General features: G+C 46.0%; 13 protein-coding genes. 4 read left to right on the forward strand and 9 right to left on the reverse strand.

Annotated elements, in window-relative coordinates:
• Positions 1–55 precede the first annotated feature (55 nt).
• The 8 genes from PV783_RS23710 to PV783_RS23745 all read right to left on the reverse strand — a co-directional run bounded on the left by PV783_RS23710 (position 56) and on the right by PV783_RS23745 (position 7,755).
• Positions 56–2,485 (reverse strand): TonB-dependent siderophore receptor, encoded by a 2,430-nt coding sequence (locus PV783_RS23710; RefSeq protein ID WP_420989845.1) that lies wholly within the window; start codon positions 2,483–2,485, stop codon positions 56–58.
• A 132-nt stretch (positions 2,486–2,617) separates the two neighbouring features.
• Complete coding sequence (locus PV783_RS23715) at positions 2,618–2,953, reverse strand: nuclear transport factor 2 family protein (RefSeq protein ID WP_079473520.1); 336 nt, start codon at positions 2,951–2,953, stop codon at positions 2,618–2,620.
• Positions 2,954–3,043: 90 nt separating this feature from the next.
• A complete protein-coding gene (locus PV783_RS23720) occupies positions 3,044–3,607 on the reverse strand; it encodes a Crp/Fnr family transcriptional regulator (RefSeq protein ID WP_420989846.1) in 564 nt (187 codons plus the stop codon).
• 97 nt (positions 3,608–3,704) lie between these two features.
• Positions 3,705–4,409 carry a hypothetical protein gene (locus PV783_RS23725; RefSeq protein ID WP_420989847.1) on the reverse strand — a complete coding sequence of 235 codons (705 nt, stop codon included), beginning with the start codon at positions 4,407–4,409 and terminating at the stop codon, positions 3,705–3,707.
• A 60-nt stretch (positions 4,410–4,469) separates the two neighbouring features.
• The gene (locus tag PV783_RS23730; protein WP_420989848.1) at positions 4,470–5,501 is read right to left on the reverse strand and encodes a hypothetical protein; all 1,032 of its coding nucleotides are present in this window, start codon (positions 5,499–5,501) and stop codon (positions 4,470–4,472) included.
• Between the two features lie 12 nt (positions 5,502–5,513).
• Complete coding sequence (locus PV783_RS23735; RefSeq protein ID WP_420989849.1) at positions 5,514–6,260, reverse strand: hypothetical protein; 747 nt, start codon at positions 6,258–6,260, stop codon at positions 5,514–5,516.
• 7 nt (positions 6,261–6,267) lie between these two features.
• Positions 6,268–6,999, reverse strand: coding sequence for an HmuY family protein (locus PV783_RS23740; RefSeq protein ID WP_420989850.1), 732 nt, complete (start codon positions 6,997–6,999; stop codon positions 6,268–6,270).
• A gap of 81 nt (positions 7,000–7,080) precedes the next feature.
• Positions 7,081–7,755, reverse strand: a complete 675-nt coding sequence (locus PV783_RS23745; protein WP_111579366.1) for an HmuY family protein — start codon at positions 7,753–7,755, stop codon at positions 7,081–7,083.
• A 208-nt stretch (positions 7,756–7,963) separates the two neighbouring features.
• On the opposite strand from PV783_RS23745, the gene PV783_RS23750 reads away from it, so the two are divergent.
• Positions 7,964–8,293, forward strand: coding sequence for an antibiotic biosynthesis monooxygenase (locus tag PV783_RS23750; RefSeq protein WP_336388252.1), 330 nt, complete (start codon positions 7,964–7,966; stop codon positions 8,291–8,293).
• Between the two features lie 163 nt (positions 8,294–8,456).
• Here PV783_RS23750 and PV783_RS23755 read toward each other — a convergent pair whose 3' ends face one another.
• The gene (locus tag PV783_RS23755) at positions 8,457–9,446 is read right to left on the reverse strand and encodes a helix-turn-helix transcriptional regulator (RefSeq protein WP_159454495.1); all 990 of its coding nucleotides are present in this window, start codon (positions 9,444–9,446) and stop codon (positions 8,457–8,459) included.
• Positions 9,447–9,718: 272 nt separating this feature from the next.
• On the opposite strand from PV783_RS23755, the gene PV783_RS23760 reads away from it, so the two are divergent.
• The 3 genes from PV783_RS23760 (at position 9,719) to PV783_RS23770 (ending at position 14,798) form a co-directional block, all read left to right on the forward strand.
• On the forward strand, positions 9,719–11,860 hold the full coding sequence (locus PV783_RS23760; RefSeq protein ID WP_420989851.1) for a TonB-dependent receptor plug domain-containing protein: 2,142 nt from the start codon (positions 9,719–9,721) through the stop codon (positions 11,858–11,860).
• Positions 11,861–11,944: 84 nt separating this feature from the next.
• A complete protein-coding gene (locus PV783_RS23765) occupies positions 11,945–13,735 on the forward strand; it encodes a hypothetical protein (RefSeq protein WP_420989852.1) in 1,791 nt (596 codons plus the stop codon).
• A gap of 478 nt (positions 13,736–14,213) precedes the next feature.
• On the forward strand, positions 14,214–14,798 hold the full coding sequence (locus PV783_RS23770; RefSeq protein WP_420989853.1) for an RNA polymerase sigma factor: 585 nt from the start codon (positions 14,214–14,216) through the stop codon (positions 14,796–14,798).
• Positions 14,799–14,849: the final 51 nt, after the last annotated feature.

The raw sequence follows: 14,849 nt of genomic DNA on the forward strand, positions 1-14,849 counted from the left end.
AAAATAAAAAACCGGTTTGAGATAAACCGGTTTTTTATTTTTTCTTCGGGAGATATCAGAAGCGGTAAGCCACGTTAAACCTGAAATTACGCCCGGCCTCTGTTTGCCAGGAGTAGTACCCTCCCCAGTCTTCATAAGTACCGGAGTAAAGATATTTATCGAGTATATTATAGATATTGGCGGTTACCCGGATCTTACCCTTCTCCCAGAAAACACTGCCGTCCAGCCGGAAGTAATCCGGTAAACCAATCAAATTAGCAGCGCTTGTTGCGGTCCAGGTATCGCGGTCCTTCATATAACTGAAGCCTCCGGAAAAGCCGAGCCCTTTCAATGCGCCCTGTTCCAGCTTATAACTCAGCCAGGCGTTCACGTTATGCGTTGCATAACCCGGAACACGGTCTCCTACCTTCAGATCTGGTATTGCTTTGGTAGCTTCATCGATTTTGGAATCGGTATAGGCGTAATTGACCAGGAGATTTAATCCCGGCAACAATTCTCCTTTCATATCGAATTCTATTCCCTGTGTTTTGGTTTGCCCCAACACCACGGAGAACTGTTCGTTCTGCTGATTATCAGGATCTGATCTTAATTCATCCTTCCGGATAATGCGATAAACGGATAAAGTGGTACTCCACTTACTATCCATCCAGTCTCTTTTTAATCCAACCTCCAGGTTGTTGCCTGTTTTAGGTTTGATCTTGCTGCTGTCTCTCATGAAACCGGTTTGCGGAATAAATGACTGATCGTACAGTGCATATGCGGATGTCTGTTTATCGATAGAAACGCTCAATCCCACGCGCGGTGTGAATTTCTTTGCATCATAGGAAGGGCCACCTTCATTTTGCTTTACATAGGTATAGCGGCCTGCCAGCGTTAGCCGGATCCTGTTTTCCAGGAAGCCCAGTTCGTCCTGCAAATACAATCCTGTATAAGACTGGTCGTTAATGTTGGGATTACGCTGTTCCAGTGGTGTACTCCAGTCCCAAACAGGATACCCGTTATTAGGCGGACCATAATTGGGATGGTGTGAATCAAATTCCCCTCCCACAGAATCGAGCAGGAAATACTGACCGAAATCGGCCATGAAATTTTTGATCCCCATATCCAGTCCCCAGAGAATACGGTGGCGTATTTTACCGGTTTGTACGTCGCCATTTACATATGCCTGTCCGAATTTATATTCGCTTTTGGCATCCCAGCTGCCTATTCCCCGGATCATGGTTCCATCGGGGTTTACCGCATCCGGCCATACGTTGGCGCCACGTTGTGCATAGTTAAAATAAGACAGTTGCGTAGTAAGTTTCCATTGATTGCTGATCTGGTGCTGTAAGTTAACAAAAACGCTGTGATCATCGATATTGGTGGGGGTAAGACCGGCACTTACCAGGGTAAAATCCCGCGGGAGCACACCATATCCTTCCTTCGCAAAGGAATAAGCGCTTCCCGGATCAGACATCTTCACATGCTGGTAGGTATATTCCGCGGTAAGGATGGTTTGATCGCTGATCTTATAGGTGATAGCCGGCGCTACCACGTAGCGGTTGTTGTATTCATAAGGACGGAAAGAGTTTTTATTCTGCCCCATTACATTCAAACGATAAAGCAGCTTCCCGGTTTTTTCCAGTTTCCCGTCCAGATCCAGTGAAGCGCGGTACAGGTCGAAGCTGCCGAGGGTAAAGGAAGCTTCTCCGTTAAAACCCGCACCGGTAGGCTTTTTTGTTACCACATTATAAATGCCGCTGGGTTCGCCGTTGCTCATCATAAAACCGGCGGGGCCTTTTACAAATTCAATATGGTCCACCATGCTCATATCTTCATTGAGTGGTCCCCAGCTGGAGGTAACGTTCACGCCATTACGAAAAGCGCTGGCACGGGACCCGCGGGTATTGATACGGGTGTACAGATCCGCCCAGTGTTCTACGCGGGTGGCGCCGCTCACCAGTCTATTCACACCATCTGCCATTGTCAGCATTTGCTGATCGGCCATTACGCGGGAAGTGATAATCTGTACATTCTGTGGAATTTCTTTCAAAGGTTCATTCAGCCTTAGCGAAGAAGAAGGTACATCTGCCTTATAACGGTTTTTCTTCTCTGTTACAGATACCTCTAACAGTTCGCCGGCGATTTGTACCAGGGTAAAATCGGCCACGGTGGTTCTTCCGTTGCGTACCGTTACTTTCCGTTCCTCCTGTTTAACACCCACGCCTGAAACGCGGAGCAGGTAGCTACCTGCAGGAATATCTGACAACAGGAAACGCCCTTCCGTGTCAGTAGTGGTTCCTTTATTCAATGCTGGTATCGCCACCGTAACCGCCTCGGCAGGTTTACCTTCCTGGCTGAGGATAATCCCGGTTACTGCGCCCGGACCCTGTTTTTGCGCCTGCGCAATAACGGGTACAAACAGGCAAAGTATCAATAGAACTGGATTCAAATGCCGGCGAGCAGTACCTTTCAGCATATCTCTCATTACGTAAAAATGGTTCATCGTAGTAGTTGTGTTTAAGCGAAACAAAACTACCGTCAGCGTGAATAGCGGGGTTACGCAATTGGGAAAATTACTTACGCAATGAGGAAAAATAAAGTAATAGCGTGGAACTGCCACGCTATTACCGGGAAACTATTTCGCCGTCTCAAACAGTGGCCGTGGGTCAAACACCACCTGGAACGAGCGGATACGTCCCTGCTCCAGCTGGTACCAGCCGCAGCTTAATATGGGTTTATTATCCATGATCACGTCGTACCAGAGGCACACATCGTTGCCATCAGCAAACACCTTCCTGATGTTGTATTTCAGTTTCATCCGTTCCATATCGGTGAAATAGGCATCAGCGCCATGACGGGTTCCCAGCACGCCGGTAAACGTAAGATCGTCGGTTACACATTCGCGCGCGGTGGCGAAATCTTCTTCATTTAGTGAATTGATAAAGCGCAATACGGTTTCTGTTGTATTCATATACACTGCTGTTAAATAGTTAAAAATGATGGCGTAAAGGTCCGCAGATCCAGCCATTTTAACCTGTGACAATCGTCACAAACAGTGTACCTATCTCCTGCTGCGGATGCGGCTTAATGTTTCCCGCGCCACGCCGAGGTAAGAAGATAGCTGTGTGAGCGACACCCGCTGCAACAAACCGGGGTCATGCTCTTCAAGAAATTCGTACCGCTCCTGCGGACTCATTAATTTAAACATAGCCGCATGCTTTTCCTGCTTTGCGGCAATCTGCTGAAGACATTTCCGGCCCAGCGCTTCTATGGCAGGGTCCAGCAGGGATACTTCGCGCAGCTTCTTTATATCAAACCGGATAGCCGTCAGCGCCTCCGATGCCTGGATGGAGAAATCCGACTTTTCGCCAGTAGCCAGGCTATTTATATTGGTAGCGATGTCATTTTCAAAAAAGAAGGCCGTGTTGATATCCTGCCCGTCTTTGTTGTAGAAGGCCCTGCAGCAGCCGCTGCTCACAAAAAACAACGCATCACATACTTTCCCTGCCTGCAAAAGGTATTCATCTTTGGAGAATACAATTGTTGTTAATGCCGGTGCAAGCGTCTGCCAGTTACCTGGTGAGAAGCCGGTAAGAGAATGGATATATCTCAATAAATTTTCCATACCCAAACTTATAACAATCTAAAAAGAAAAGCGACTGTTTCCACAGCCGCTTTTCTTTTTATCAAGGAAGCATTACAGCAGTAATTCCCATTGACTACTATAAAGTTTTGTAACGGAAATGATAATATGGGAAAGTACCACCTGTAACCTGGTTCTGGTAGATAGAGATGATCTCAAATGCTACCACAGTGGTACCGGATTTGAATAACAGCGTACGACCGCTAACAGGTGTAACGGTGTGTCCTGCACTCCAGTTGTAAATATACCAGCCCTTGCCGTTGGCGAGCGCTGATACTGCAGGAGGTATACCTGTACCTACTACGGTATTCATACCAATAGTATTGGCAACAGGTACGGTAGCGGTAGTCCAGTCGGCGGCTACCACACTGGAAAATGCTTTGTCTACAAAACGCAGTTCGTCTGTGCCGCCGGCGGTAATATCACCTGTAGCGACGCCAGAGAATTTGATATTATAGCTGGCGGGAGTTCCGGCATCGTTATCTGAAAAACGCCAGAAGAAAGTGCCATTGGCCGGCTGACCCGGATCGGTTGAATAAATTTGCTTGAAATTTTCAACGCGGTAAACAGTACCGTTGCGGTACACTTTACCCTGGCCATTGTTATTGGTAATATCAACGCTGCCGCCATCAGGAACAACAACATCTGCCTGTACACGGCCATTCACTGACTGCAGACCGGGAGCGGCAACATCATTGTTTTTGGAGCAGGATGCGAGGAACATGGCTCCTGTTCCCAACAACACCCATGATAATTTTGAAAGGTTTCTGGTTAATCTGGTCATTACGATAGGGTTTAAATTAATAATGATTAAAAAAGGAATACTGCTATAATAAGTTTATGATTAGTCGGTAATCGTGATCGTCACAGATCCGGTTACTTCCACATAGTTTTTCCGGGTGTTCATCCAGCTCCAGAAGGAGAAGAAATCGCTGGTACGAAGTTGTATCCCCATACCTTTATCGTCAAAGCCACCCAATTCATAGGTGCCTTTGGGGAAATCGGCCGGCACCTTGTAAGTGGCTGTTGTTTCCGTAAAACTTTCCAGCGTAAACGTACCGATCTCGCGTTCGGACCAGTCGGCCTTATAGCCGTACACCCTGGCATCTTTCATATCCACAAAGCTGGTTCCGGAGAAAGTAATGTTGCCGCTTCGTTTTACAGTAATGGAGGTGGTTAAAGGAGCGGCTTTAGGACGCCTGCTTTCAGGATAGATGATTCCCACCAATGCTTCACCGGTGACAGCCGATACCTGGCCGCTGGTAAACTTCAGTTTATACGCCCCTTCGCTGAAGCTGATATTTTCAGGAATAGTAACATCTACGTAGTGAATATTATTTCTTACCTGGAATACTATATTCAATGCTTCTTCTTTACCGGCTGTATTCACCAGCCAGGCTTTTGTACTGGCAACATCTTCTACCAGGTATTTTACATCCCTGTTAGTGCTGATGGAGAATGTACCACCTTTCGGCGCCGTGTAAGAAATATTTTCATTAAACCGGATACCGGGTTGATTAAGCACCAGCTTCAGGAAATAATCTTTGACGGCGCCACTTTGCGATTTAACAGTAAACTTTGTGCCTGTTACCAGGTTCACCGGGGTACCGGAAGCAGGAGTAATGGTAGCATTATCCGAAACGCGGATCACCGGGGATACCGTTGCGGGAAGTGCTGCATAGGCAGGCCAGTAAACCAGGATGCTGTCCCCGTTTATAGCCGCGTTGATCAAGCCAGTACCGCTGGTGGTTACAGCAAAGTTTTCTATCTTATTATAGGGAGAATCAGCATACGCTGTTTCCTTTTTGCAGGATGTTATCAGCGCTATGCCGGCAGTGAGTAATCCCCAATATATAAGTCTGGTAATACGGTTCATGTCGTTGATTAATTATTTCTTGTTGAGCAGATTAATACGGATTGGATTTTTTGTGGTGGCTACTTTTGCGTAGGAATACACCCTGATCCGGTAGAGTCCTTCTGCCGGTAGCATAGCAAGGATCGGGTCCGACTGCTCCTTGTAGCGTATAACGGTAAAGTCTAAACGTGTCAGGTCGGTTGTATTGAATGTGCTGATGTTAAGCGGGCCGTATTCCTTGTTCTGTTCATCTACCAGCATTACCCTGATCATGTCCAGGTCGGCCGCAAAGCCGGCGCCATCCAGACCAAAAGAGAAAGAATCAAAATCAAGATTCATGTTAAGGGAATAGGTATTCGGATTGGCGGCATCCGTGCTTACTTCCTGCAGGATGAGGTCCGGTTGTTGTACCTGGATGCGCAGCGTATAGGTTTTCACTTTCCCATCTTTCCCTTTCACATTGTATTTTATCTCGCGTCCTTTGTGGAAGAGATCCAGCAAGTCTTCAATCATGGTACCGGAGACCGGTGTAACGGTGGCGCCGTCGCTTACTTTCATCTCAGGTTCCAAAGTAATCAGCTGCAGGTAAAATGGCAGATAAACGGTAATGGAGCTGTCTTGCTGATTGATAGCACCATAAATAGGACTCCCCTGCACATTCACAATTTTGTATTCCAGCAACTGGTTGTCCGTTTCCGGCGTGAATGGAACTATGTCTGTTTTGGTACAGGCCGGCAGCATAAAAAATACTGCCAGCAGTGTGTAGTAAAATTTCTTCATCTCTGTATTATTGAATGTCCAGGTTTTTGCTACCGTCCATCTGGATGGCGTAACGGAAGGTTACATATCCGGGCTTATTGTCCCTGTTGGGATCCAGCGGATTATCTTTATAAATATTTTCGATGATCACTTTGGCGTAGTGCCCTTTGGTGGTTTTTACCACGATCACTCTTGGCATGGCATACACCACGTGTGCTTTTTTGGGATTATCGGGGAAAAGGCTGCCATAGAAATCGTAATATCCCCATCCGTCGAAATTATTCTGGAAATGATCCAGTCCGGCGTCTCTCACCACCATTTGTTCGTCTGTAACAGGTACTGTTTTAACGGATTTGAATGCGGTTGTCCAGAGATCACGGGCGATTGGCAGTATCTTTGGTTTGAAGTTGATGGTATCATAATACTGCGCATCAAATTTACGGTCGGTGATCACATAGAGTTTAGCATTACCGGGGCCACCATATCCCGGAGAACCAGCAGAAGCACCGTTATTGGGATAAATGCTGCTGTTGTAGATACCATAAAAAACGATATCCCATTTATTGGTTTGCTTCAATGATGCAGGGATCACTTTGTTTTCTTCCAGGCTGTAGTAAAGTGATTCGGCATTGCCGCCGGAAGTTGCACTGGTGTCGGCCACCAGGTTTACCACCTGGTAAACGCCCGTTTTTACTGAGCCGGTATCGCCACCGCCTGGATCAACGGTGTCGTTATTATCGCTCTTTGAGCAGGCTGCCATAGAGCAGGCAAATAATAGCATAGCAATAGCTGTTCGCCATGAAGGGTGCGAAATCATAATGATTGGAATTTCTGAAGATGATTACCTGTTTTTAAGATTCCGGCTACCGTCTGTTTGTACGAAATAGCGGAAGGTAAGGTAAGGCGCCGGCCAGAACAGATCTGTTACCACCGGTGGATTACCTTTATAGATATTTAGTATTTCCAGTTTTGCAAAATTGCCGGTCGCCGTTTTCAGCACGAAAGTCCGGTTTCTAACTGGAACGCATATATGATTATTCAGTGAATAGAAAAACCATCCCAGGCCATTGCCGTTGTCCCAACCAACACCCGCCAGCCCCTGGCTCTGAAACACTTCATCGGACGGCGCTGTGGTAACGTTATCAAATGGCTGTTCCACAATTACCAGGTTGCCCACTCCGGGGCCTTTATAACCAGGCGTGCCGGCTATCTTACCATTATTAATCACCACAAAAGAGTTATACTCTTTGGAGAAGGCAATGTCCCAGTCGGCATTCTGCAAGTAGCTGGCAGAATCTGCTGCATTACGTATCACATGCGTTTGCTGGTTCTTGAAACTAAAAGTCATCGTATAAAAAGGACGCTTTTCTTTTCCGTCTACTCCTTCTCCCATGGAGGCTGCAGTGTCTGCAGGCAGGTCACGTATAGTAATAGCCGCATCTGCCGGTTGCAGGGCATCATTGTCTTTGCCGGAGCAGGAAGCCATCAGCAGCGCAGCTGCAAATGACACAGACATCTTCCAAAAAAAATTCTTAAACAGCATAACAATAATTGATGACGCAAAGGTGAATAATACCAATGACCATGACCGGAGAAAAAGCAACCACGAAAGGAAAAAACCGCGTCAGCACTTATTTTCCGGATATGGTAAGTGATATTCCCGAATAGGCGCATGACATAATCGTGACACAATTACTTTTGGTGTATCAAAAAATAAACTGACTATGAACAAGCATTTTGTGGCTATCAATTACATACAATGTAACAGCGATTACGCCGAAAGATTTGAGCAACTGTTTTCCTCCAGGGCACATGCCATTGACACCATGCCCGGTTTTATCAACATGCATGTATTGCGGCCAGCCAAACCGGAAGATGATTACCTGATCGTCAGCTATTGGGAACATGAACAGGCATTTAAAGACTGGACGAAATCAGAAGCCTTTATCGCCGGCCACAGGCGCGGCTTTGAAGACCTGGCAAAAGCAAAGGCGGAAGGAAAACCCGCACCAATGCGCAGCGATTTTAAAATCTACCAGATAATCAGTGAATAATGGAAACAACATCCAGAAAACAAAAACTGATTAAATGGCTGAAACGCCTCGGCTTTTGGGGATTTATATTCTTCCTCCTGAAGGGCCTTTTCTGGCTGTATCTGATATACTGGGTTGCCAGGTAAGTCCGGCAATAAAAAAAGAAAAGGTAAGTCTGCGCGACTTACCTTTTCATTATACCCGGAGAAAATCCGAAATGCTTTTTGAAAGCCCTGGTAAAGTGGGCGGTATGTTTGTACCCGGAGAGATAAGCCACTTCCGACACACTCTTTCCTTCCGCCAACAGTTCCCTCGCATGTGTCATTTTAATATTCTGCAGATAGCCGTATACGGTAGTACCGAATACCTGTTTGAAATGACTTTTAAGATAGGCATCATTGGTTCCCACCTGGTGGGAAAGATCAATCAGGGTACATGGACTGTTAATGTTTTTCGTAATAATATCCCTGGCCAGGTACATTCTGTCTACATCTTCTTTTTTTAGTTTTCTGAGAGATGAGTCCTTTGCAGAAATACCTGCCATCTGCTCATAATGAGTAAGCTGTATGGCCAGCAGCTCAATGGTTTTAGCTTTTATAAACAGCTGCATATAACGCCCTTCCAGCGGGCAGTTCAGCATATCAAAAAGAATGGTGCTGATATTTGCCTGTAAGGGGAAGTTGTTTTTACTGAGCGGAACCGGCGCATTGTCTTTCACACTTTTCTGGAAAACATCAAACAAGGGATGTTCTTCCGGCAGAAAGTTAAGTAATAGCTCAGGACTTACACCCAGTTCAAAAATTTCCAATGGCTCTTCCGGCTCCCAGCTGAGTTGAATTTCCTGTTCAGGGAAAAACAGGTAGTTGTACTGCTGCTTCCCCATACTGGCCAGTATTGTTTTGCCGCTGTTTACATGATAACTTTTACTACCGCTGAGCGTATAACTCAATTGAAGAAAAGGCTGTTGATTACTGAAAACTATACTGCCGCCTTTTTCAGATTTCAGGCTGTAGTAACCCAGGGTAATACCATCGGGGCTGTACATTTCCTGGATAGTACCGATATGTCCGTGTTGACTTAGTGCACGCTTCCGTTGCCTGAGCGTTTCCTCTCCGAGGATGTTGAACGGGCAGGGATTGAATAGTTTGTTATGGGTATTGGCTGGTGCAGACAATGGGACTGTTATTAATTTCAGAATACAAGAACAAAGCAATATTAAACCATTGGTCATTCAAAGCATTTGCGCAAAGAGGAACTTATTTTACGAATACGGGAAGATCCTTTGTCATACCCTATCTGACAATTCACCTTTTCCGTTTATGGTAACTTTTTTTCCCTTGCAGATGGCTGCGCGGGAAGGGCGCCTTCCGCAACTGGTAATATTTTCTCCATCTATGGCTGATGGAATATTGCATCTTGCCTGATCTTAAATGCGCCAGAGAACCCATGTGTACCAGATTCATTTTTCCCGCTTTCCTGCTACTGACAGGAAATGCCTATGCTTCCGCCCCGGTTACCGACACGGCAGGTTTACAAAAGGTGCAGCAGTTGAACAGCATTGATGTACATGCCCACTACTACAAAAAAACGGATGATCTTATTGATATAAAGAAAATTGCAGCTCCCACCCTCGTCATAGATGCCAAAACCATTCAGCGGATGGGCAGCAGACGCCTGGATGAGGTACTGCGTGAACAGGCTGGAATGGCCGTTGTAAGCGATCTCGGAGCCGGTAACCGGAGCATTGGGATCCAGATGCAGGGCTTCAGCTCGGCCTATGTGCTGGTACTGCTCAATGGCTTACCCCTCTCCGGGCGCTTCAACGAAAACTTCGATATCAGCCGTATCAGTATGCAGCATATTGAACGTATCGAAATTATTAAAGGCGCTTCCAGCAGCCTCTATGGCAGTGAAGCATTGGGCGGGGTGATCAACATCATCACCCGGCAGCATGTACACAAGCCAGGGGCGGGCCTCTCTGCTTTGTATGGCACTTATAATACGGCTGATATCAGCGCCTTTGCGGAAACACCTTTTGCGCATAAAAAAGGAACCGTTCACTTATCGGCCGACTACTACCGTACAGATGGATTTAATGTCAATACCGAATATCTGAAAGATGGCCAAACGGCCCCGCCGTATCACAGCTTTAGTGGTCAAACCCGTGCCTCCCTGCAATTAAATGCCCGCAACACATTACAGCTGAGCGCAAGAGCCGCCAGCCGCAATTCAACCATGACGCGTTCTTATGGCACACAGCCCTTCCGCGATCAACTCGATGAAACAGATGTAAACGCGGCGTTATCTTTACGTACTAACCTGAACGAATACACGCGTTTACTAACCCGGTATTATTTCACTCACTATGGCACCGACCAGGATGTACAGATAATAGAAACCGGGAAGTTATTACAGGAAAACAAATTCTCCCAACAGATTCAACGCCTGGAAATACAGGGCAACAGGTTATTTCATGACGGCCGCCTGAACCTGACCAGCGGTGTGGGCGGAGAATTGCTGCATATGCGCAACAGCACAATGGCCGGCACTCCCGATCAGCAGAACTACTTCGGATACATGCAGGCTAACTTTACTCCCAACCGGAAATACGGGCTGATAGCAGGCTTACGATACGATGGCAACAGCCTGTATGGCGGCAAACTGAATCCGACTGCCGGCGTGGAGTATACCCTATTCAAATGGTGGCAGATAAAAGGTTCGGTCGGACAAGGATTTAAAGCGCCTACCTATGCACAGTCTTACCAGGTGTTCACCAACATCACACAAGGCTATACCGTGGTAGGCGCCAATACTTTCCATACCGCTGTGGAAGACCTGAAGAAAGCAGGGCTGGTACAATCAGTATGGAGCAACGCTGCTTCCGTTAAAGCCCTGGAAGCGGAAACAGCTGTATCATGGAACCTGGGCAGCAGGTTCACCATCAAAGAGGGCTATACGCTTTCCGTGAATGGCTTTTACAACAACATCCGGCACCTGATCAATACAGAGCAGGTAGGTATTATGCGGAACGGCCAGCAACTGTTTTCCTATCTCAATCTGGGGAAAGCTTATACAACAGGTTTAGAAGCATCGCTGGAACTGAATCCCCTGCCAGGATTAAAGTTAACCGGTGGCTATCAGTACCTGGTGGCCAAAAGCCGTGATGTGGAGGACAGTATCCGTAATAGTGCCGGAGCGTACAGTAAAGTGCGCTCCGATCAGGGTATCCGTTCTGCCACTACCAGCGATTACTTCGGCCTGCCTAACAGAAGCAGGCATATGGCCACTATGCAGGTATATTACACGTTCCGGCCGTGGGCACTGCAAACTTCCCTCCGGGCCAGCTATCGCAGCAAATATGGCTTCCTGGACATCGACAATAACGGATACATCGACAACTACGACATATTTGTGAAGGGATACACATTATTATATCTCTCTATTCAAAAATCCCTGCTGAAAGAAAAACTGATGGTTAAATTTTCCATTGATAACATCAGTAATTATACCGACTACCTGATGCCGGCCCAACCCGGCAGGGTGTTTATGGGAGGTGTCTCGTACAGATTCGGGGCAAGAGAAAAATAACGTCACAGCACCTGATTCAAGGGGGGTAACATTTTTTCAGATCAGTTGATATATCCATAGTTAATCTTCATTAAATGATTAGTTATGAGAAACTCACTCCTACCCCTCCTGGTCCTCCTGCTGTTGTTAGCCATCAGCTGTAAGAAAAATAACAGCGATCATCCGCACCCTCCTATAAAAGATTCGGTTTCTGCAAGTGATTTTGCCCGGAATTTTGGAAATGAAGTTTCCAGGGATTTCATAGTGCAATTGGTGGATGTCAGCAATAATCCCGTTCCTGGCGCTACTGTTACAATTGGAACGTCTACCACCCAAACAAATCCGGGCGGGATTGCCATCATCAAAAATGCCGGTGTATATGAACGTTTTGCTTACATCCGGGCGGCGAAAACCGAGTTTATGGAAGGTTCCAGGGCATTGATGCCATCAACAAGCACCAATGTCATTAAAATTATGATGCTGCCCAGTCACATTACCGCTACGGTAAATTCCGGTGTCACCAGTGATGTGAGCTTGTCGAATGGTACCAGAATCACATTTGATGGTAACTTTAAAACACTTACAGGTACTGCATATACCGGCGCTGTAAGTGTGATTGTGAATTCACTGGAGGCTTCAGATAACAACCTGTTTGCCAAAATGCCCGGTATGCTATACGCACAAAATGCAGCCGGCGATGCTAAATTACTGGAAACCTATGGGATGATGAATGTAGAATTATTAGGTAGTGCGGGGCAGAAATTACAAATAAGCAATAAAGCGCAGATTGAGATGAACATCACGGCTGCACAACTCAGCGTGGCGCCCGCGACAATTCCGCTCTGGCATTTTGATGAAACATTGGGCTATTGGAAAGAAGCAGGCGTGGCAAACAAAGTTGGTAATAAATATATTGGAGAAGTTGCCCATTTTAGCTGGTGGAATTTTGATATACCGCTGGCCACCTCCCCGGTACAGCTTCAGATTAAAGTAGTTGATCCGGCCAATAACCCACATGCCAATGTCAAAACCGTATTGTTTAGAACCGGAGGAGCTTACGCCTCATATGCAGACTATACCTTGTTCAATGGCACAGTAACCGGCACCGTTCCGCAAAATGAAGTTTTAACCTTAAAGCTTTATGACATTTGTGGCAATGTGATTTACACACAGAACATTGGCCCTTTTACCGCCAATAGTAATGTACTGCCCGATATCGTTCTAAATCTTCCGGCTACGCAAGTTGCCACGATAAACGGCTCACTGAAAAAATGTAATAATACCAATGTAACCAATGGCTATGTTTCCATTAATTACGGACAGCAAACTTTTTTTACCCTGATCAATAACGGTGCCTTTAGCTTCCAGACCATTGTATGCAGTGCTGATCCGGTGACGGTTTTCGGCGAAGATGCAGATAACCACCAAAATACAGGAACGTTGAATTACAGCATAACCTCCCCAACAACCAATATAGGTAATATACCGGCCTGTAATACCAGCGCGGAATCCATTACTTACGCCATAGATGGAGGGGTAACTAAAATCATTGCCGCAAACATCACCGCTTCTGCAACAGGGAATTCATTCTCGATTACCGGCAATACACCCGGACATATGGATGCTATTGATATCCAGGGTAATAGTATAACCCCGGGTACCTATAGTACATTATCGGGATTCCAGATATATGGAAACGGGTTAAGCACCAATATTAACCCTGTATTCAATACGTTCAATATCACTTATAACCTGGTAAATGTGGGGGCCGTTGGCCAGTATATTGATGTCAGTTTTAGCGGGACCTACAACGAAATAGTCATGACTGGTATGAATATGGGATACAACCTTTCACATAGTATATCTGGTACTGCACACGTTATCAGAGATAATTAAAAATAAAACCACCGCTTAAAAATGAAAAGCGATACAAAGTCCAATTATGGATTTTGTATCGCTTTTTGCCTGCCGCCAGGAACCACTGCGAACACCTCATTTCATTATTAGTTTTATTTAATAATTTATTTTTAAATCAATTACTTGTTATTTTCGCTTTTTAAATCCCCGCCAGCGGGTGTTTAAAAATTCAGGAGAAGGAAATTAGAAAGATAGTTTGGATACCAGGAACAAACCGTGATAACGAGTTTACCTTGCTGACCAACAGAAAAACATAGAAAAAATATTTATCTGTTATCGAAAACTGATAACGTAAGTGAAGAATGAAACCAATCTGAACAGACAAAATCCATCGGGAGAGCTCAGTCATGCTGTTGAAAACAACCACAACTGCGGGATTGAAACTACTCACAAACCACCATCCGTAAAGGGATTTGCAACACAAACATAACTGCCAGAAATTTTAAACAAGCATTAAGTGCCGCCAGAACCTTTACATACTAATGAAACTGCGCTCCTGCTACGCATAGCGGAAGGTGACGAGCAGGCTTTTTCCACTTTATTCGCTGCATGGGCCACCCCGCTCGCTGCTATTGCCATGAAGATATTGAAGAACGGGTATGCCCGGCAGGAGGTTGTGCAGGAAGTATTTATTAAGGTATGGCTTTACCGGGACAAGCTGGACAAAGTGGAGAACCTGGGCGCCTGGCTCCGGAAAATCACTGTTAACCAGAGCCTGCTTGCCCTTCAGCGGCATGCGGCAAATGATAAACGGCTCGAGGCTATTCAAATAACACAGCATCCTCCCATTGATAATACCAGCGCCCTTGAACTGAAAGAAATCCGCCGGCTTGTACATGAAGCCATTGAATCCCTTCCCCAGCAAAGGAAAATCATATACCACCTGAACCGTGTGGAAGGAAAAACCACGCGGGAGATCGCAGAAGAACTTCAGTTGTCCCACGGTTATGTGCGCAATGCGCTCAGCGCGGCCCTGGCAAGTATCAGGGAACGGCTCACTGCATCCGGGCTGCTGATCCTTATGTTTTTGCTGCACCTGTAATTTTTTTTTCTGTCCGATAATGACAAAACCACGTTTACCCTGATCTTATAC

The organism is Chitinophaga sp. CC14, assembly GCF_048957795.1.
GTDB classification, from domain to species: Bacteria; Bacteroidota; Bacteroidia; order Chitinophagales; family Chitinophagaceae; genus Chitinophaga; species Chitinophaga ginsengisegetis.